Raw genomic sequence first — 18,998 nt, 5'->3', positions numbered from 1 at the left:
CAAAAATGGCCTAACATAGTGGGCTCGTAGAGCCCCAATCTCTTAACTTTAGGCGAAAATTCAAAGGGAATTTCAAAAGGGGTTCAGAATTTTTTAATTCCGAACCCCTTTTGTCTACAAACTGAAGCATCCTTTGAAGGGTGCTTTTCATTTTGCCAAAGAAAGTGTTTAAATGAAACTAATGGGAGACGATGTTTTAAATGGCATTCTCCTTTTTTTCCAATTAAAGCTAATGAAGGTAAAGCAAAAGGTACGATAGATCAACAAGCCTTGCATACAATGACTGTTTATTCCGTCTTTTCCTTTTGGTTAGGCTATGTTAAACCATTAGTGCTTGAACAGTTCTTTAATAATATTATTTATAATTATATTATTATTAAGCCGCCATATCCTGCCCCCCACCGGAACAACTAAATCCGTTAACGATCAGGAGTTAAACAAAACCACAATAATGACGACCTTCACCCAATCAATTTAAAATGACTGAAAGTGTATAGTTATAGAACAGGGCTTATAAGCATCAGTATTTTGTAGAAAAATGTCGTTATTTGCGAATATCATTATCGTCATTTCTGAGATATTATAATAATGAATGAACTTTAACACATTGAAGTGGTAATGCAAGCTTTATGTCGGTGCTCAACTGAGTGAGTGGAGGAAAATAAATGAGTGTAATCATCGAGAAGAAACTAGTGGAAAACTATACTCATCTGGAAGATGTAATGTTGGTTGGGAAAATCCAAAATGGTGATGAAGATGCACTGGACTTTTTAATCAAAAAATACAAATGTGTCGTTCAATCATATGCTTTGAAGTATTTTTTAACGGGTGGAGATAAGGACGACGTCTTTCAGGAAGGGATGATTGGTCTTTATAAGGCCATTCGAGACTACAAGAATTGCAAAAAATCGTCTTTCAGATCATTTGCGGAACTGTGCATTTCAAGGCAAATCATAACCGCTGTTAAAGCGGCTATCTGCCAAAAGCATTCTCATTTAAATAATTATGTTTCATTGTATACGCCTATCTATCAAGGGGAGTCGGAACAGTCCCTAATTGATCTAATCCCTGAACAGAGCCAAAATGACCCTGTCACGATCTTAATAAAATCAGAAGAAATTTGCGATATTGAGCTAATTCTAACGGAAGTCCTTAGTGAATTGGAAAGTAGTGTTGTGGACTTGTACTTGGAAGGGAAAACTTATTTTGAGATATCTAAGGAATTGAAAGTTCAAAAAAAGACGATCGATAATGCACTTCAGCGGGTGAAAAGGAAGTTGGAGCGGTACTTCGAGTCCAGGGGGGTGGAAGAATAATAACAATAATTCTTTAAGCTTTCGGTCATTATTATTCGTAAAATAACATTGAAAAGATTAATAGAATAGATAAAAGAACAAGTTAAAGCATTTTCCTGGTAATGGAGCTATTAGTGCAGTGCTATCCTATGGGAAAATAAAATCCCTCTAGGTAAATGCCAATGATAAATTCTCTGAGTATAAACACAAAAAGCCCAACTGAAACAGAAGGGCTTTTTACTATGTTCATTTTTTTAATTCACTCTATTCAACTGGAGATTATATCTCAATGTTTCATCGTCTGAATATAATTTGTATCCAAGTCCTTCACTGTAATTAAGAAAGACTTTATCCGGAAGATGCTTTTTAGACTCACTTGAAATTAATACGGGGACCCCATCAATGATGAATCTCTCATCATCTTCTTTTTTATTATCAACTTTCAATTCGTGTTCCACATAAATCGAACAGCTCCCAACATAAATGGCTTCGATACGAACACCTTCATTCTCTTTATAATTCACTTTTAATAGTTGTTCAATCGCTGCTTCTTTAATTTCAATATTCATAAAACTCGCTCCCATATTATTTTTTATCTATACAATCCTCTATTTATTCGTATACCCAATTGTTTATAAGTTAATGTGTTAGACCTTTCCTAGGAAAAAAATTAAAAGAGATTTACTTGTAATGTTACTGGGGTTTTAGAAGAAGGAGAAAAATATAGAGGTAGGAAAAAACGTCAATATTCCGGAAGTTGATCGAAAATGAAGTTCCTGTTCTTTGGAACAAACCTTAACATTTATAAAAATCCGGAAAACTAATATTCTTTTAAAATTTCATATGTTGATCCAGTATCGGGAATTTGTTTATTATTATTTGCTGCCCTCAAGACAATTCTAAGCTTCACCAAGAATATAAATATATTGTTGACCAGAATTTCCTGAGCGTGAAGACGGACACTTAGGCTAAAATCGAAAGTGAATATCATGCAGGCAAAATTGAGGCGTAAGGCAGTAAAATTAGGGGAGATAAATGTACTTGATGCCTATTCAACAGATAGCGAGTTACAAAAATATAATCTTACAGAAGGTGACAAACATTTATTCCTCCCTATCAAGGAGCACCACTGTTAAAGAGAGAGACATTAGAAGAGTACCCAGAGTTAAAAGGAATTTTGGGAGCAAAGACATCAAGTGTTACAATAGGTGTTTGATTTAGGATACGAAAGCCAGTGGATTAGTAAAGTCAGTAATTACATTACGACATAAAGCGTAAGTGCTTCAGCCTCTTCCAAAGAGTGGGGGATGGTTGTGATTTAGTATCCAAGACTGACGATGCCAAGTAAGGACCTAATTCAGAAGAAGGATGTTAGTGCATAAGAAGATTTAAAAAAGTCGATTCCTTAATGTGAACTGCACCCCAATTGTTAGACACAACTAACAATTGGAGGTGCAGTTTTTTTATGGCGAGATTTTCTTCAGAAGAAAAAATTCAGGCAGTAAGACAATATATAGATGGTCATGAGGGAGGACAAACTATTGCTAAATCTATTGGTGTTCATCCGAGTTTACTCCATCAGTGGATTAAACAATTTGCACTTTTTGGTGAGGATGCTTTTGAAAAACGCTATACACCCTACCCCGCACAGTTTAAACTAGATGTACTCAATTATATGAACGAACACGGGACGTCTATCAGGGAAACAGCGGCGATTTTTAATATTCCATCTTATGAAACGCTTCGAAAATGGAAAGTTGCTTATGAAACAGAAGGATTTGATGCCCTACAATCAAAGAAAAAGGGGCGTCCATCCATGAAAAATAAAAATAATAAGACATCAAATACTCAAGTACCCGATGAAGGATCAATAGAGGCTTTACAGGCGGAGAATGAACGTTTACGTATGGAGAATGCCTATTTAAAAAAGTTGAATGCCTTAGTTCAAAACAAGGGAAAATTACCAAACAAGACAAAGCACAAGTAGTCTATGAATTAAGGAATGCATTCCCGGTGAAAGCACTTATACAGCTCGTAGACATTCCGCGTAGCACGTATTACTATTGGGTGAAAAACTTCGGTCGTCCTGATCCAGATGCAGAACTGAAAGGATTGATTAAATCTGTTTTCGATGAACATGAAGGTCGGTTTGGTTACCGTCGAATTCGTGATGAACTTAGAAATCGTGGACACAAAGTAAACCACAAAAAGGTACAGCGTATCATGAAAGAACTAGGGCTAAAATGTCTGGTCCGTATGAAAAAATATCGCTCTTACAAAGGAACTGTAGGCAAGATTGCACTAAATATTTTAAATCGCAATTTCAAAGCTGAGAAACCAAATGAGAAATGGGTTACGGATATTACAGAGTTTAAAATATTTGGGGAAAAGCTATATGTATCGCCGATATTGGACTTATTTAATGGAGAAATTATTACGTATACAATCGGTTCAAGACCAACCTACTCACTTATTTCAACGATGTTAGATCAAGCTTTTGAACGTTTAACAGACGACGATACTCTCCTTATTCATTCAGATCAAGGCTGGCATAATCAAATGAAACAATACCGTAATGACCTTAGGGAACGTGGCATTACGCAAAGTATGTCTCACAAAGGGAATGGTTACGATAACGCTGTTATGGAAAATTTCTTTGGTATCATGAAATCGGAACTTCTTTATCTAAAAGAATTTGAAAGTGTGGAACACTTTAAACAAGAACTAGCAAAATATATAGAATACTATAATCACAAACGAATCAAGGCAAAATTAAAAGGCATGAGCCCGGTACAATACCGAGCTCATGCCCAACGGGCTGCCTAACGAAATAACCTGTCTAACTTTATGGGGTCAGTTCATGTAGAAGGGATCGACTTTTTGGCAGGAACTCTCATGCCGTTTTTAATAAATACTTTTTGCTGTCAGGCAAAAGGATTTCCAGCATTAAGCCTGCATTCTTCGCAATGATCATCCTATCGGCTTTGCTTTCATCGGCCATTTTTTGTTTAATTCAGTTATGAATGTTTTGACATTCTTTTTATCTTCCATAATTGGGGAATAGACGTACGAAAGAGTTCTGTTAAAGGATTCATTATTTACCTGAATGATAGAAAGGATTTTATTTTGTACATCCCTTTCAATGACACTTCGGGAAAGCAGAGCCAGGCCTGCGCCGTTTTTTATAAGTGTTTCTTTAATTCCTTGATTACTGCTTATCGTAAGTATCGATTTAATTTTCAAACCATTTGAACGTATGACGTGGTTAAGGTATTCACGTGTACCAGATCCAACTTCCCTGGTTACCCATGCTTGATCATGTAAATCAGTTATCTCCACTTCGTCTTTATTAGCGAGTTCATGATTGTTAGAAGACACAATGAATAGCTCATCTTGCATGAATGGGTGAACAGAAAGCTCCTTTTCATTTGTTTGACCTTCGATTAAACCAATGTCCACTTTGTAAAGCCGAACGGCTTGAACGATTTCTTCCGTGTTTCCAATTACGACTTGAAGTTCAAGTTCAGGATAGTCCTCTTGAAGGTCGATGAGTAAAGAAGGCAGGATATACTCTCCTATTGTAAAACTTGCCCCTATCTTTAATTCTCCCTTGATGGACTTATCGTGTTCCTGAATGTCTTGTCTGGTTTGTTCATAGATTGTGATCATTTGCTTGGCCCGGTCGTAAAGAATTTCTCCGGTTAAGGTGACTTTTAGGAATTTAGGAGAACGGAGAAATAATTTGGTTTGGAACTCTTCTTCTAATTTTTTTATATGTAAACTAACACTTGGTTGTGACATAAGAAGAATTTCTGCTGTTTTTGTAAAATTCTTGACTTCCACAAGGGTCACAAATGTTTTTAGAGCATCATAGTACATAGAAACTTCTCCTTATTATTAATATTCTTAATAGTTATAATAAATTATATATATTTTACTAATGATGTGCCTTCCAGTAAAGTTTTAATGAGAAACTTATTTTAGGAAGAGTATAGGCTGGGGAAAGCTATTGTCCTTTATAACCTTATTTTTTTTATTTGTTGCGTGCTATGAACCCTATATGACAGTATTTTAAATTTTTTTGCAGTTAAAACCGACTTGATCTATAGGAGTAAACGAGTTAATTGATTTTTGGATGGAAATAAAAATGTTTAAACCCACTCGTTATACAGTCAACTAAGATAAGTTAATATCCCTTTGTGAGGTGGAAATCGTGCAACTTCAGGTAAGTAACAGTCCCTTTAATCAAGAGCAGGCAGAGTTCCTTAACAGCCTACTGCCTAGCTTGACAGAAACACAAAAAATTTGGTTGAGCGGTTATCTGACTGCATCTTTGTCAGTTTCGAATATGAGTTCAGCCGACGCCCCGGTATTGGAAGCTCAAAGCGGCGGGAAGACAATATCAAAAGAGGTGACCATTCTTTATGGTTCACAGACGGGCAATGCTCAAGGGCTGGCAGAAAATGCGGCGAGTAAGCTTGAGGGTAATGGCTTTCAGGTTACCATTTCATCCATGAGTGACTTTAAAGTCAACAATTTGAAAAAAATCGAAAATCTTCTGATTGCCGTTAGCACGCATGGAGAAGGTGATCCGCCGGATAATACATTGTCTTTCCATGAGTACCTACATGGCAGGAGGGCACCAAGCCTTGAAGGTCTCCGCTTTTCGGTATTGGCGCTTGGGGATAGCTCATATGAGTTTTTCTGTGAAACGGGAAAACAATTCGATAAACGCTTGGAGGAACTTGGCGGGACGCGGTTATTTCCGAGAATGGACTGTGATCTTGATTATGATGAGCCTGCTTGCGAATGGCTGGAAGGAGTCATTTCCAGTTTAAGTGAAGGGCAAGGCAATTCTGCTGCTGCAGTTCCCGCAGCGATTGCTTCAGTAGGTGAACAAACGTATTCGAGAACAAATCCATTTAAAGCGGAAGTGCTGGAAAATATAAATTTGAACGGCCGTGGCTCCAATAAAGAGACACATCATCTTGAGTTATCTCTTGAGGGCTCAGGTCTTACATTCGAACCAGGTGACAGCCTTGGTATTTATCCGAAAAACGATTCAAATTTAGTAGATATGCTTCTTATGGAACTCAATTGGGACCCTGAAGAAACCGTGAAGGTCAATAAGCAGGGGGAACTTCGTCAGTTTAGGGAATCGCTCATCTCCGACTTTGAAATTACGGTTTTGACAAAATCGCTCATTGAACAAGCGGCCCAGCTTTCAGGTAACGAGGATTTAAAGGAGCTTTTAGTGCCTGGTAATGAAGCAAGATTAAAAGAATATCGTGAAGGCCGTGATTTGCTTGATTTTGTCCGTGATTTTGGTTCATGGGGTGAATCGGCGCAAGAGTTCGTATCAATACTCCGGAAAATGCCAGCCCGTCTATATTCGATTGCGAGTAGCTTGTCCGCATATCCCGATGAAGTGCATTTGACAATCGGAGCTGTCCGGTATGAAAGTCACGGTCGAGAAAGAAAAGGTGTCTGCTCCATTTTATGTGCGGACAGATTACAGCCAGGGGACTTGCTGCCCATTTACATTCAGCATAACCAGAACTTCAAGCAGCCGAAGAACCCAGACACTCCAATTATCATGGTTGGACCGGGAACGGGCATTGCTCCGTTTAGATCCTTTATCCAGGATCGGGAAGAATCGGAAGCGAAAGGGAAAACGTGGCTCTTTTTCGGCGATCAGCATTTCGTGACGGATTTCCTTTATCAGACTGAATGGCAAAAGTGGTTGAAAACAGGTGTACTTACGAAAATGGATGTTGCCTTTTCACGTGATGCTGATGAAAAAGTGTATGTTCAAAACCGGATGCGCGAGCACAGCCGGGAATTATACGAATGGCTTCGAGAAGGGGCAGCTGTATACATTTGCGGTGACGAGAAAAACATGGCACATGACGTCCATAATACGCTTATTGAGATCATTGAAAAAGAAGGCAATATGAGCCATGCTGATGCGCAAGCTTATATTGAAGAAATGCAACAGAATAAACGCTATCAACGTGATGTGTACTGAAATTTGGACGAAAAGGAGATAACAACATGGTGAACCCACTATTGAAAGCACCAGAAGGCCCGCCTAGTGATGTTGAGCAAATTAAAGAAAAAAGCGATTATTTGCGAGGTACACTTGGAAAAGTGATGCAGGATCGGATCAGCTCCGGTATTCCGGATGATGACAATCGACTAATGAAACATCACGGCAGCTATTTGCAGGATGATCGGGATCTGCGCAATGAGCGTCAAAAACAAAAACTGGAGCCTGCCTATCAGTTTATGTTGCGTGTCCGCATGGCCGGCGGGGTTGCACAGCCTTCTCAATGGCTTGTTATGGATGACCTTGCTCAGAAATACGGTAACGGAACCTTGAAATTGACAACAAGGCAGACGTTTCAAATGCATGGTATTTTAAAATGGAATATGAAAAAAACCATTCAGGAAATCCATGCTTCCATGTTAGATACAATCGCTGCATGCGGAGACGTAAACCGGAACGTAATGTGCAATTCGATTCCATTTCAATCCGAAATCCATTCCGAAGTATATGAATGGTCGAAAAAATTGAGTGATTATCTATTGCCACGTACAAGGGCGTACCATGAAATCTGGCTGGATGAAGAAAAAGTGGTCGGTTCTCCTGAATTGGAGGAAGTCGAACCAATGTACGGAAAGCTTTATTTGCCAAGGAAGTTTAAAATAGGCATTGCGGTCCCTCCATCCAATGACATTGATGTCTACTCCCAGGATCTTGGCTTCATAGCAATTGTTGAAAATGGAAAACTCGTTGGTTTTAATGTGGCGATCGGCGGCGGTATGGGAATGACCCACGGTGACAAGGCGACATATCCCCAACTAGCCAAGATAATCGGCTTTTGCCAGCCAGATAAAATACTGGATGTGGCTGAAAAAGTCATTACGATTCAGCGGGATTACGGAAACCGATCTGTACGGAAAAATGCACGGTTCAAGTATACGGTTGACAGGCTTGGGCTCGAACCGGTAAAGGCTGAACTGGAAAATCGTTTAGGATGGAAGCTGGAGGAAGCGAGAACTTATCAGTTTGATAATAATGGTGACCGCTATGGATGGGTAAAAGGCATGCAAGGAAAATGGCATTTTACACTATTTGTCGAGGGTGGCCGAATTGCCGATATCAATGATTACAAGCTGATGACCGGTTTGCGCGAAATCGCAAAGATCCATACGGGTGATTTCCGTTTGACGGCCAATCAAAACCTTATCATTGCAGATGTGTCAAGCCAGAAAAAGAAAAAGATCATAGAATTGCTTGAAACATACGGTTTGACGGATGGTGCGCATCATTCGGCGCTCCGACGCAGCTCGATTGCATGTGTGGCGCTTCCAACATGCGGGTTGGCAATGGCCGAAGCAGAGCGTTATTTGCCGGTTCTGCTTGATAAAATCGAGACCATCGTTGATGAAAACGGGCTGAGGAACGAAGAAATCACGATACGCATGACCGGTTGTCCGAATGGATGTGCCCGGCATGCACTCGGGGAAATTGGTTTTATCGGTAAAGCGCCTGGCAAATATAATATGTATCTTGGTGCTGCATTCGATGGAAGCCGTTTAAGCAAAATGTACCGTGAAAACATCGGTGAAGAAGAGATATTAAAAGAGCTGCGTGTACTTCTTTCCCGTTATGCAAAAGAACGTCAGCAAGGAGAGCATTTCGGGGACTTTGTCATCAATGCAGGCATTGTTAAAGAAGTGACGGATGGAATGAATTTTCATGATTGATTAAATCGAAAGAGAGACGGGAATATGTTCCTGTCTCTTTTTGTATTCGAAATTCTTCCGTCTTTATTTTTCAATTCCTGCACTTATAGAAGGAACCCTAGGCAGAAAGCCAGTTTCACTAAAGCAATTCGTTTAAACACATTGTTAGTTGGTTGACTAGCCTTGCTTATAAATAACCTTGGAGATAGTGATACTTAGTTCGTAAATAACCAGTAAAGAGATAATGAACAGGATATCCAAGATAATATCAGGGGGAGATATCAGAAGAATCCTATTTTCGTTAAAAACATCACGACCAACGGCATCTCAAATAAAAACCCGAACGGTAAAATCGGGTTAATAATGAAACGAAAGTATTTATCTGCCGTAAACATCGTTTCAAACTGCCCCGCTATAAAACAGTCTCTAACTCAGGGTTTTTCTATTCCTCTTTATCCACATCAACTACCCCCCAGGTGTGAAACATAACTAAAAACTCCCATCGTCTATTTATTTGACTTGCTGTTATTTTTATAGGCAACTTCTGCTTCAATTTCAATCAGATAATCAGGGGAAACCAGACTTTCTACCCCTACTGTTGAACGAGCTGTTTTCACTGGATTTTCTTTTGTGTTAAAGAATAGAGCATAGGCATTAAACCAACCTTGATAGTCTGGTGTATCTCCTTTGTTAGGATCTGGCGCGACATACACACGCAGATAGGTTACATCAGCGAGGGAAAGTCCTTTTGTTTTCAATTCTGTTTTTAATTTCTCTAAGATTCCGATTGCCTGCTTTTCTGTATTGCCATATCTCTCATAAGTGTTTTTTCCATCCTTGTTTAAAAGAGGAGCTACTGTTCCGCTAAACAATACCCGGTTATAACTTTGAGGCACAGCAACTGAACTGGAAATGGCAGAAGTTGGGGAGCCAAAAAAGGTCACTTTATCTGATTTCAATTCATCTTTTTCGGTACCAGCGGAAGCAAAAGAGAATCCTGCGATTAAACTTACACCTAATACTGAGGCAGCTATGATCGATTTCATAGGTGTTTTCATTAAGTCAGCTCCTTTTATTTATGTAACAGCGATAGGTAAATAACTTCTGATTCATTTATCCTGCTTTAGAAGGGAATTTACCTTCTTTTAATAAATCTGGCTAACCATAATTCTGTAAAAGCACCTGCTGGCCATCCAGTTAAATAACTGAGTACAGCAACCTTGTGGCTCATTTAATTTATGATAGTAGTTTTTGCTATCAGCTGAAGAATTTCAAAATGGCCTATCGACAAATTCATTATTCAGAGACCCCGGTTTGGATGATGTTAACTGTAGTTTCTACATGAATGGCCATCTTCGGATAAATCTTTTTCCAATATTCATAGGTCATTTTTTTATTTTTGGCGTGATATTTTTCCTTCAGGCCAATCGGGTCAAGGTTTTTTTTCTGAAAATCTTTAATAAGGCGGTTTGCTTGCTTGGTCAAATCAGCTTCCATTTCCTTTTCGATTATTTTTATCATCTTTCTATCGGTAAGGTTGTCACTTCGCATGGATTCCTTTATTTGTCCTTTAATTTTTATCTTAATCGTGATCGACGGATTTCTCTCTGAGCCAGATACTTTATAATTTGAACCGCTTCGGATACTTTCCACTACGATATCGCTTCTCTTCTTGTCTTTTAATTTGAATTTGTAAATTCCTCGTCTATGAGATTGAACTAATGTCTTGAAAACGAACATATCATCGGTTCGAACTTTATTGACCATTTTATTTTCATGAAATATGGCCACTCCAGAAACCGCAACTTCATTATTAATTAATTTAAGTAAAGGGAGATACGAATCACCGCCATCTTCCAGGGAGTTGCCTAAAAAGAGATGAAGGTTTGTATCTGGTCCGTTCCCTGTTTCATTTAGTTGATTGATTAAATCCGATAAAAAGATTCCAATATTCACATTCGTATTTGGTGGTTTCGTATATATTACATCCTTGACCTTTCCTTCAACAATGGCCAAAATGACCCTGTTTCCAAGTTGAGGCTCACGGTAGAGATAATCGGTCAGTTCTGTCATTCCGATTTCATGTACGATTTTCTCGCTAAATAAAAAGATGCGGGTCTGTCCAATCAACACCGGCTTATCTGCTTTTTTTGAAACGACAGCCTGAACATCACTCGTTGTCGTAGATGTTCCAGTTAAGATTTGATATTTACCCATCTTGTCCTGTTCGAAGATAGGGATGACGAATATTCCTTCGACATTATCACTCTTGAGTATATCGTAGCCAATGGCTTGAGACATATTGACTTCGTCAACCACTCTTGGCTGGGCACAGCTGCAAAGAAGGGGGAAAGTCAAGATAATAAGAAATAATTTTTTCATTTACGTTTCCTCATTTTCTTTATATAGATGATGACTAAAAGAAGAGGCAAGTATAAAGCAATGAAGAGCACGCCGTATGGATTGATTATTTTATTCAATATATATAGGGAATCTACATCAAAAACAAAAATATTTGTAAGCAAGATGATAATGGACATCCCCCATAATGGATACTTTTGCTTAACATTGAATAAACGCTTGAAACCCCTGCTCGTAGCCCATAAGGCGATGGTCATGTTGGGAATGATAACGATGGCCCACCAAGAAACATCTATATATTCAAATCGCTGAATAAAGGGCAATTCAACAATGCTGGTCAAGGTCAGTGTCGGCCATATAGTCAGTTCCAACTGTTTTTGTGAATAAAAAACCACTGAAACCAAATAAACGAATATGGTTAGTAAGGTTGTTGTCAAGGCCCCTCCATGTGCATATTTTTGTGAAATTTTAGCGTCTTTGATGAACGGGTAAAACATCAGGATCATTTCAAAACCAAGCATCGATAATGAAGTACTTCTGGTTCCTTTCAATATATCCAATAGAGTGTGGTGAAATAAAGGGAGCAAATTGGTGAAATCAGAGTATTTCATGGCATAGAATAGGACAAATAAAAGCCAGTATGTCAAAATGACGCTTAAAAAGGCAACACCTGTAATTGTACGGAATCCTCCCGTATTTATGTAATAAATCAGAATCAGGAAAACCACCGTAAAAGCCCAAGAAGCTACCTCTTCAAACATCCATACATGTATGACATTTATATAGCTGATCATGATATCCATTCCAATGATCAAGAAGTAAAGAATGAATAATAGACTGAAGAAATTCCCGATCCATTTTCCGAATGCATGATTATTTGCCGAAATGATATCACCAGGGACGATACTGAAGATTTTATATATGACCCAAATCAATATATGAACGATCAGTCCGGCTAGTAATATCGAAATCCAGCCATCCGTTCCTGCCGACTTCGCTAGAAGCCTTTGAAAACTTAAAACGCCTACACCCGTTTGCATGCCATGCACTAAAAAAAACACATAGAACGGTGATACCTTATACTTTTCATTAACTCCAGCTTGATTCATATAGGACCCTCATTAAAATCATTCATTAAAATCATTTTTTTTGATTCTTGCTTTTTTTGGCTGTGGCTGTCTGGACATATCATCAGGACGTAAATTTACAGGTCGCGACTTGAAAAAATTAAAGGGTAGCCGGACAAAGCTATCTTTCCAATCTTGTATGCGAAATGGGTATATCGGTTCAAGGTATGGGTGTCCCATTGACGTTAATTTGATAAGGTGGGTCAACAAAAACACAGCTGCTATGGTTATGCCGAGCAACCCCCAAATCTGGGCGCCAACTAAAAAGGGGAACCGCAGCAGCCGAATGGCATTACCCATTTTATAAATGGGAGTAACAAATGATGCCAATGCCGAGAGGGCAACGATGATCAATAAGATATTACTGGTCAAACCAGCTACAACAGCTGCTTGACCGATAACGATACCGCCGACGATACCTAATGTCTGACCTACCTTTGTTGGCAGCCTGGCAGCCGCTTCCCGTAATAACTCAATGGAGATCTCCAAGAATAATGCTTCGATCAATGGCTGAAAAGGTATTAAGTTCCTTGAACTTACAATTGTTTCCAAAAGATCTTTAGGAATCAGTTCATAGTGATAAGTCAGCACGGCTACATAAATGGGAGTGGCAAATATCGAAAAAGCGACCGCGAATATCCTTAATAAACGGAAAGCGGATGCCGGAACCCAAGGCATATTATAATCTTCCATGGTGATAAAGTATTCCAACAAAATGGTTGGTGTAATAAGTGCAGAGGACGACCTATCGATTAACAGGGCTACCTTACCTTCAGCCAGTGCACTCGCGATGCGATCAGGCCTTTCCGTATTTAGAAAAAGGGGAAATAAGGTATTTGAATTATCATAAAGCATTTGCGCGAGATAGGACCCGTCCAATATTTCATCAAACTCTACGTCATTGATCCTTTGTATAACATTATCAACATTTTCCTGATCAACGATCCCTTCTATCGATAAAACTGCCACTTTCGTTTTAGACAAGGATCCCACAGTCTTTTCACTTACTTGCAATCCAGGGATAGGCAGCCTTTTTCTGACTAAATTCAGATTGATATCAATATCCTCGACAAATGCTTCTTGAGCACTTATGATTCCAAATTCAAGTTCAGGTTTCCCAACTTGTCTTCCTTGTTGGGCCGCAACACTGATTAATAGGCATTCATCAAGATTTCCATCTAAACGAAGTGCAATTTCGCCTCTCATGATCCTTTCTTCGATTACAACCTTGGTACTGGTGATCAGTGTATTTTCAATAGGTACGTTTTCTTTAATTTGCTCCAAATTTATCGTTTCCAGAGTAGGTATGACAGAAAGAACACTTTCATGAAGTACCTGTGCATCGATCAAAGAGCGATAAAAAGAAACCCAATAGCCTATTCCATTATATGTTCCTTGATGGTTCATGAAATCATTGGATGAAGATAGGGTATTGAATAGGTCCCTTACTTCCGAAACCTTATTTAATTCTTCATTTTTTTCGTTTGGTTTATTTGGCTTTTTTTTGAACGTTCTGCGGTTAAACAATGTTGTCACCTCTGCACTAAAGCTTATTATCCTAGCCTTTGCAATTTAATTACAAATTAACCATTTTGGATGTTAATGTTGCTAGTTTCATAAAGGAAATTCATAAAAAAATCCTTGGTTTAAAAGGCTGTCCCATTTCCTCTTCGCATAAAAAAATTGAGAATAGAGGAAACTGAAAAAATAAAAACCCATTTAACCAAAGGAGTTCACCATGGATAGTAAACCCTTGCATATAAAATTGGATCAAAAGCAGGATAAATTGAAATCTGAATTGGATATGCAGGCTGATGTGGTTTTTAAACAGATATTCATCCCCCGGTTATGAAGTTTCTGGATTATTTGTATTTCTCAATGGAACGATGGATTATCCAGCATTCAATGATATAGTCCTGGATTTATCGGCTGCCCAGGTTGAAACCAGTCACCCGGTTTCCATCGAGCAGTTGGTCATTTCCAAAATCTGTTCAGTCAGGGAACAGGATGTTGAAACATATGAAAAAGCTATAGAGCATATTTTTGACGGGAAAACGCTTCTATTTATAGATGGAATGGCAAATGGTTATGTCTTGAATCTGGAAAAGCAAAAAATTCGTACACTGGGTGAACCTTCGACAGAGAGGTTGTCCGTGGACCGAAGCTAGGGTTTATTGAAAGTCTACAAGAAAATATCGGCTTGATAAGGCAATATTCAAACCATCCTAACCTAATCGTCAAACAACAGAAGTTAGGGACGCTTGAAAAGCGGGAAGTTGCATTGATCTATTATGAAGGAAAAGCGAGCGATTCTTTGCTGAAAGAAGTGAATAAACGGATAAATGGAGTAAAAGCTACCGATCTCCAAGACTCGGGGATGCTTGAGGAATTAATTGAAGATACATCGTTTACCCCTTTCCCTCAGATCCAGAATACGGAGCTTCCGGATAAAGTATTGGCTGCACTGCAGGAGGGCAGGGTGGCCATCATGGTTGACGGCTCGCCATTTGCGTTAATGGCACCAACGACAATTACGATGCTGCTTCAGTCACCGGATGATTATTATGAAAGATGGGTTGCTGGATCTTTTTTACGTGTACTTCGATATTTATCTTTATTTGTTACCGTATTTCTTTCAGGGATATATATCTCCCTGGTTTCGTTCAACCCTGGATTGCTGCCGACGGAATTAGCAATGACGATCGCGGGTACAAGGGAGAACGTGCCATTTCCGCCGTTTGTTGAAGCTATCATCATGGAATTGACGATTGAACTGCTTCGCGAAGCAGGTATTCGGCTCCCAACGCCCATTGGTCAAACGGTTGGATTGGTTGGCGGAGTCATTATTGGACAAGCGGCCGTTCAAGCGAATATTGTGAGTTCCCTCATGGTCATAATCGTTTCGATTACGACGATTACCTCTTTTACGGTACCACAATATAGCTTTGGACTGGCGTTCAGGGCTTTAAGGTTCGGGGCGATGATTTTTGCCGCCGTTTTAGGTTTATACGGAACCACTTTATTCTTTATCATTGTTATTAGCCATTTGTCGAAATTGACCAGCTTTCAAGAACCTTATTTTCAACCAATGGATTTTATCGGTAAAAAGACTTGGAAGGACGCGTTCTTAAGGTTACCGAAGCGGAAAAAAGGGGGGGATTCTCTTGAGCCAATCCGACGGCAAAATTCTTAGTGGAGAATTGGCAGCGATCATTTCTTGCAGCATGTTAGGAGTTGGGATGTTGACCCTTCCAAGGACGTTAACGGAAAAAATCCATTCGTCCGATGGATGGAAGCTTTGCCATTCAGGCAGTTGATATCAAAGGTAAGAAATTAATTTTGGAGGGTGCAGGGGTGATCAACAATTCAAAGCTGGTCGGGGTCATGAATGATGAGGATATAGCTGCATTAAATTGGTTGAACGGAGAGGCGAAGGGGGGAATAATCGAAGCGGTCCAACACGGTGAGCCTTTAAGTGTTGAAGTGATCAATAGGACAAGGAGGAAAATCACGACGGAATTGAACGGTGATCATTTGACGATCAATATTGAGGTAGGATACACAGCAAGACTTTCGGAAGATTGGTATGGTAAGGAAAATTCATTTGAAGAAGGCTATCTAAAAGAGATTGAGCGTATTGCCGAGGATGAAGTAAAGAAGGATGTCGAGAAAATCATATACAAATTACAGCATGAATATAAAACAGGGGTAGCAGGATTGTATCGTTATGTGGAAAATCAGCATCCAAAGTTTTGGGAGGAAAATAAGCAGAAATGGGACGAAGTTTTCAGTAAAGCTGATATTAATTATGAAGTGGATTTAAGGATTGTAGATTTCGGTTCAAAAGGAGGGGTGAAGTGACTGTTCATAAGAATGAAAACCTTCCGAATGGGAAGGTTTCTTTGTCAAAGACCCTTTAGTTATTTATTACTTATTAGCCAAAGAAAAGGTCCATTCATTTTAAAAAGGCTAACTCAATGTTCTAGGCAGATTCGTCACTTCATGTGCAACCCTGATGCCGGATTGAATGGCTCCTTCAATCCATGCTGGTACGGTTGATGTATGCTCACCAGCGAAGTGGACCCTTCCTTCAGGCGTTGGGATGTATGGAAACAAGTCCGTTTCCTGACCAGGTTTAAACATGGAGAAAGCGCCGTAGGCATACTGATTCAGGGTCCAGCTATAAGAAGCTCCTGATAGAAAATGATCGTATACTTGTTTTCCGTGAACCACTTCCAAATTCTTTAATGCGTGTTGTATACGATCTTTTTCCGGGAGGATATCCCATAAAGTGGCATCATCTTCCCATGTATAACTTGCTAAGATGATACCGGATTCACTAGGGTTACTCGTTTTGCTGGGGTAATAAGCAAATCTAATGGGTAAATCGGTCGTCAGTTTACCGCCGAGGATTCCTTCCTTTTCCCAAAACCTATGTGTGAACTGAAGTCCAATTTTTGTGGATGCTGCATAATGGAGTTCCCTTATTGCCTTCCACTTATTATGGGAAAAGGAATTCCGGGGTTCAATGTCTATAAATTGCAACAATTGAAGAGGGATGGTCACGATGGCAAGATCACCGGTAACCGTTAAGGGTCTATTGCTTTGAGTATGTTTTGAGTGGATGGTAACTTGATTATCATGTTGAACAATCTTTGTCACTTCATATCTGAAGTTGAGATTATCCTTCAATCCCGGTAGAAATGCATAAGGAAGCCGGTCGTTTCCTCCCTCGATTGCATAAAAATCTACGTTTGGATTAAAGAGCGGCATAAGCTCCCGAAGAATGGCAGGAAAAGAAAGTTCAGGGAATCCTTCTAATCCCATAAGGACTTTAATGCTTTCAATCGCCCCCGTAGATAGACTTATCCCTACTGGATTGTACTGCAAAAAAAAGTTCATGGAGTATTTATCAAATTCTTTAATAACTATTTCCCAATTTCTGGTTGGGTTTTGAATGATGAAGTCAGTCACTGGCTTAATTGCCATGTTGAGTAATTCTTCGGCTGTTTTACCTCTTTCATGTGGAGCTACAGGGTACCTCAGTATATCCGGGTTCCGTTGATATATGGCAGCGGTCGTCTTGATTCCATTGGCATAAATGGGATCATTAGGAGTGCTGTTCACAAAAGTGTTGACTCGTAAACCATACTTTTTGATGTATTCCGCAACTAAGTAATGATAATTCGGAATGCGCATGGCACCGGCTTCAAGGTAGGAACCATTTGAAAATGGCTCCCGTATGGTCAAAATACGCCCTCCGACCCTCCCTGATGCTTCCAATATCGTTACATCGTGCCCCGCTTCTTTTAAAAGGGATGCTGCAACCAACCCAGACATGCCGGCACCAATGATAATGATTTTTTTAGGGATTCGGGAAGGCCCCAGACCATTTCTGATCACAGCCAGCATTTGATCGGGTGACAGCGGATCTATGAAAAAGGACAAGGTGTTTTTCTCCTTTCTGGTTACACTTTCCTATTTAGGATTTACGCTATCATATTCTAATGGGTCCACGATTTATGAAGGATCTTCATTAATTTGTCATGAGTGATTGTTGCTATCATATTCCACTAGGTTTATCCTTTATGTGAAATACTCAATTATTTGATAATTTAAAAGTCCAGGAGATGAATAAGCTGCTGATTTGTAGTTAAAAGATGAGGCCTTTTTTTCGGCAGCTAGCTATCTTAAAACTACTATTTATGATGGAGCCGAAATTAATTTAGAAAGTTGGAGAAGCAGTGTTCAGCCTTTTGAACAATGAGATGAAATAACGAAGGATGTTATCTCGCAACCTTAATAAAATATTGGAAAAATCGCACCGATCTAATATATATAAATAAAAGTTGATCAAGTAATAAAGATAGTGGATATTAAATAACGGAGGCATAAGCGTGGCTAGGTAGCTTTTTCAAAATGATTAACTTCATCGTTTCGAATTTCAGGAATTTATTTTAGTTCTTTGTCTGTTGAAACCAAATGTAAACATTCAAAAGGTATTTAGGTTACTTGTGTGGGTATATTACTACTATTATCATTCGTAAAAGTGCTATTTCCTGAACATATAATAAAAAAACTCTATTCTATATAGAGTTTTCAGACTGTAGACAAACTCGATGAAAATCGAGGTTGTCTATTTTTATGGCTTGTACAATTTGGACGTTGATTTCCACTCCAGGCACTCGCTTTCCGCGGGCGGTAGGGGAGCCTCCTCGGCTTTCGCCTGCGGGGTCTCCCCTAGACGCGCTTTTCCCGCAGGAGTTTCGTACCTTCCGTTCCAATCAACTTTGTCTTACCTTTTAGATAGAACACTTTTGCCTGGAGTCATTTTTATTTTAAAATAGAAGGATTAAAACTTGAGGTGATGAGGATGCTTTCTAAACATGATTCTATTCAGCGAGATCAACTTGAAATGATTACTTTAGATCAACTGGTGCCACCGAACCATTTGGTTCGTAAA

13 protein-coding genes and 2 pseudogenes are annotated in these 18,998 nt (G+C 39.2%); 7 read left to right on the top strand and 8 right to left on the bottom strand.

Annotated elements, in window-relative coordinates; all coding sequences use genetic code 11:
- Positions 1 to 665: 665 nt before the first annotated feature.
- A complete protein-coding gene (gene sigH, locus Q8G36_RS27770) occupies positions 666 to 1,316 on the top strand; it encodes an RNA polymerase sporulation sigma factor SigH (protein ID WP_305163010.1) in 651 nt (216 codons plus the stop codon).
- A gap of 233 nt (positions 1,317 to 1,549) precedes the next feature.
- Here sigH and Q8G36_RS27765 read toward each other — a convergent pair whose 3' ends face one another.
- Positions 1,550 to 1,864 (bottom strand): iron-sulfur cluster biosynthesis family protein, encoded by a 315-nt coding sequence (locus Q8G36_RS27765; protein WP_305163009.1) that lies wholly within the window; start codon positions 1,862 to 1,864, stop codon positions 1,550 to 1,552.
- 896 nt (positions 1,865 to 2,760) lie between these two features.
- On the opposite strand from Q8G36_RS27765, the gene Q8G36_RS27755 reads away from it, so the two are divergent.
- Positions 2,761 to 4,121, top strand: a protein-coding gene (locus tag Q8G36_RS27755) for an IS3 family transposase (protein ID WP_305163008.1) whose coding sequence is annotated in 2 segments (ribosomal slippage) — positions 2,761 to 3,217 and positions 3,217 to 4,121 — 1,362 coding nt in all. Because the reading frame shifts where the segments join, the coding sequence is not laid out codon by codon here.
- Between the two features lie 144 nt (positions 4,122 to 4,265).
- Here Q8G36_RS27755 and Q8G36_RS27750 read toward each other — a convergent pair.
- Entirely contained in the window at positions 4,266 to 5,174 is a 909-nt protein-coding gene (locus Q8G36_RS27750) for a LysR family transcriptional regulator (protein ID WP_305163007.1), read from the bottom strand.
- A 334-nt stretch (positions 5,175 to 5,508) separates the two neighbouring features.
- Here Q8G36_RS27750 and Q8G36_RS27745 point away from each other — a divergent pair, with 334 nt between their 5' ends.
- Both Q8G36_RS27745 and cysI read left to right on the top strand, forming a co-directional pair.
- On the top strand, positions 5,509 to 7,323 hold the full coding sequence (locus tag Q8G36_RS27745; RefSeq protein WP_305163006.1) for an assimilatory sulfite reductase (NADPH) flavoprotein subunit: 1,815 nt from the start codon (positions 5,509 to 5,511) through the stop codon (positions 7,321 to 7,323).
- 26 nt (positions 7,324 to 7,349) lie between these two features.
- Positions 7,350 to 9,068, top strand: coding sequence for an assimilatory sulfite reductase (NADPH) hemoprotein subunit (cysI, locus tag Q8G36_RS27740; RefSeq protein WP_305163005.1), 1,719 nt, complete (start codon positions 7,350 to 7,352; stop codon positions 9,066 to 9,068).
- Positions 9,069 to 9,224: 156 nt separating this feature from the next.
- Here the strand turns inward: cysI and Q8G36_RS27735 are convergent.
- The 5 genes and pseudogenes from Q8G36_RS27735 to Q8G36_RS27715 all read right to left on the bottom strand — a co-directional run.
- A pseudogene (locus Q8G36_RS27735) lies at positions 9,225 to 9,460 on the bottom strand (twin-arginine translocase subunit TatC); the annotation flags it as partial.
- Positions 9,461 to 9,553: 93 nt separating this feature from the next.
- A complete protein-coding gene (locus tag Q8G36_RS27730) occupies positions 9,554 to 10,105 on the bottom strand; it encodes a RidA family protein (RefSeq protein WP_305163004.1) in 552 nt (183 codons plus the stop codon).
- Between the two features lie 238 nt (positions 10,106 to 10,343).
- The gene (locus Q8G36_RS27725) at positions 10,344 to 11,429 is read right to left on the bottom strand and encodes a Ger(x)C family spore germination protein (protein WP_305163003.1); all 1,086 of its coding nucleotides are present in this window, start codon (positions 11,427 to 11,429) and stop codon (positions 10,344 to 10,346) included.
- Positions 11,426 to 12,517 carry a GerAB/ArcD/ProY family transporter gene (locus Q8G36_RS27720; protein WP_305163002.1) on the bottom strand — a complete coding sequence of 364 codons (1,092 nt, stop codon included), beginning with the start codon at positions 12,515 to 12,517 and terminating at the stop codon, positions 11,426 to 11,428. Before Q8G36_RS27720 ends, Q8G36_RS27725 begins: the two co-directional genes overlap by 4 nt.
- Positions 12,518 to 12,535: 18 nt before the next feature.
- Positions 12,536 to 14,062, bottom strand: a complete 1,527-nt coding sequence (locus Q8G36_RS27715; RefSeq protein WP_305163001.1) for a spore germination protein — start codon at positions 14,060 to 14,062, stop codon at positions 12,536 to 12,538.
- Positions 14,063 to 14,349: 287 nt separating this feature from the next.
- Here Q8G36_RS27715 and Q8G36_RS27705 point away from each other — a divergent pair.
- The 3 genes and pseudogenes from Q8G36_RS27705 (at position 14,350) to Q8G36_RS27695 (ending at position 16,396) form a co-directional block, all read left to right on the top strand.
- A pseudogene (locus tag Q8G36_RS27705) lies at positions 14,350 to 15,728 on the top strand (spore germination protein).
- Complete coding sequence (locus Q8G36_RS27700) at positions 15,700 to 15,852, top strand: hypothetical protein (protein ID WP_305162996.1); 153 nt, start codon at positions 15,700 to 15,702, stop codon at positions 15,850 to 15,852. Before Q8G36_RS27705 ends, Q8G36_RS27700 begins: the two are co-directional and overlap by 29 nt.
- Positions 15,853 to 15,889: 37 nt before the next feature.
- The gene (locus Q8G36_RS27695) at positions 15,890 to 16,396 is read left to right on the top strand and encodes a Ger(x)C family spore germination C-terminal domain-containing protein (RefSeq protein ID WP_305162994.1); all 507 of its coding nucleotides are present in this window, start codon (positions 15,890 to 15,892) and stop codon (positions 16,394 to 16,396) included.
- 108 nt (positions 16,397 to 16,504) lie between these two features.
- On the opposite strand, the gene Q8G36_RS27690 is transcribed toward Q8G36_RS27695, so the two are convergent.
- Positions 16,505 to 17,983, bottom strand: a complete 1,479-nt coding sequence (locus Q8G36_RS27690; protein ID WP_305162993.1) for a flavin monoamine oxidase family protein — start codon at positions 17,981 to 17,983, stop codon at positions 16,505 to 16,507.
- Positions 17,984 to 18,998: the final 1,015 nt, after the last annotated feature.

The organism is Peribacillus frigoritolerans (genome assembly GCF_030676415.1).
GTDB classification, from domain to species: domain Bacteria; phylum Bacillota; class Bacilli; order Bacillales; family DSM-1321; genus Peribacillus; species Peribacillus frigoritolerans_A.
Note: the sequence above shows the minus strand (reverse complement) of the source record. Positions and strands in the feature narration are given on the sequence as shown.

Coding starts and splice junctions, on each gene's coding strand:
- sigH (WP_305163010.1), top strand. CDS start 666: ATGAGTGTAATCATCGAGAAGAAACTAGTGGAAAACTATACTCATCTG.
- Q8G36_RS27765 (WP_305163009.1), bottom strand. CDS start 1,864: ATGAATATTGAAATTAAAGAAGCAGCGATTGAACAACTATTAAAAGTG.
- Q8G36_RS27750 (WP_305163007.1), bottom strand. CDS start 5,174: ATGTACTATGATGCTCTAAAAACATTTGTGACCCTTGTGGAAGTCAAG.
- cysI (WP_305163005.1), top strand. CDS start 7,350: ATGGTGAACCCACTATTGAAAGCACCAGAAGGCCCGCCTAGTGATGTT.
- Q8G36_RS27730 (WP_305163004.1), bottom strand. CDS start 10,105: ATGAAAACACCTATGAAATCGATCATAGCTGCCTCAGTATTAGGTGTA.
- Q8G36_RS27725 (WP_305163003.1), bottom strand. CDS start 11,429: ATGAAAAAATTATTTCTTATTATCTTGACTTTCCCCCTTCTTTGCAGC.
- Q8G36_RS27720 (WP_305163002.1), bottom strand. CDS start 12,517: ATGAATCAAGCTGGAGTTAATGAAAAGTATAAGGTATCACCGTTCTAT.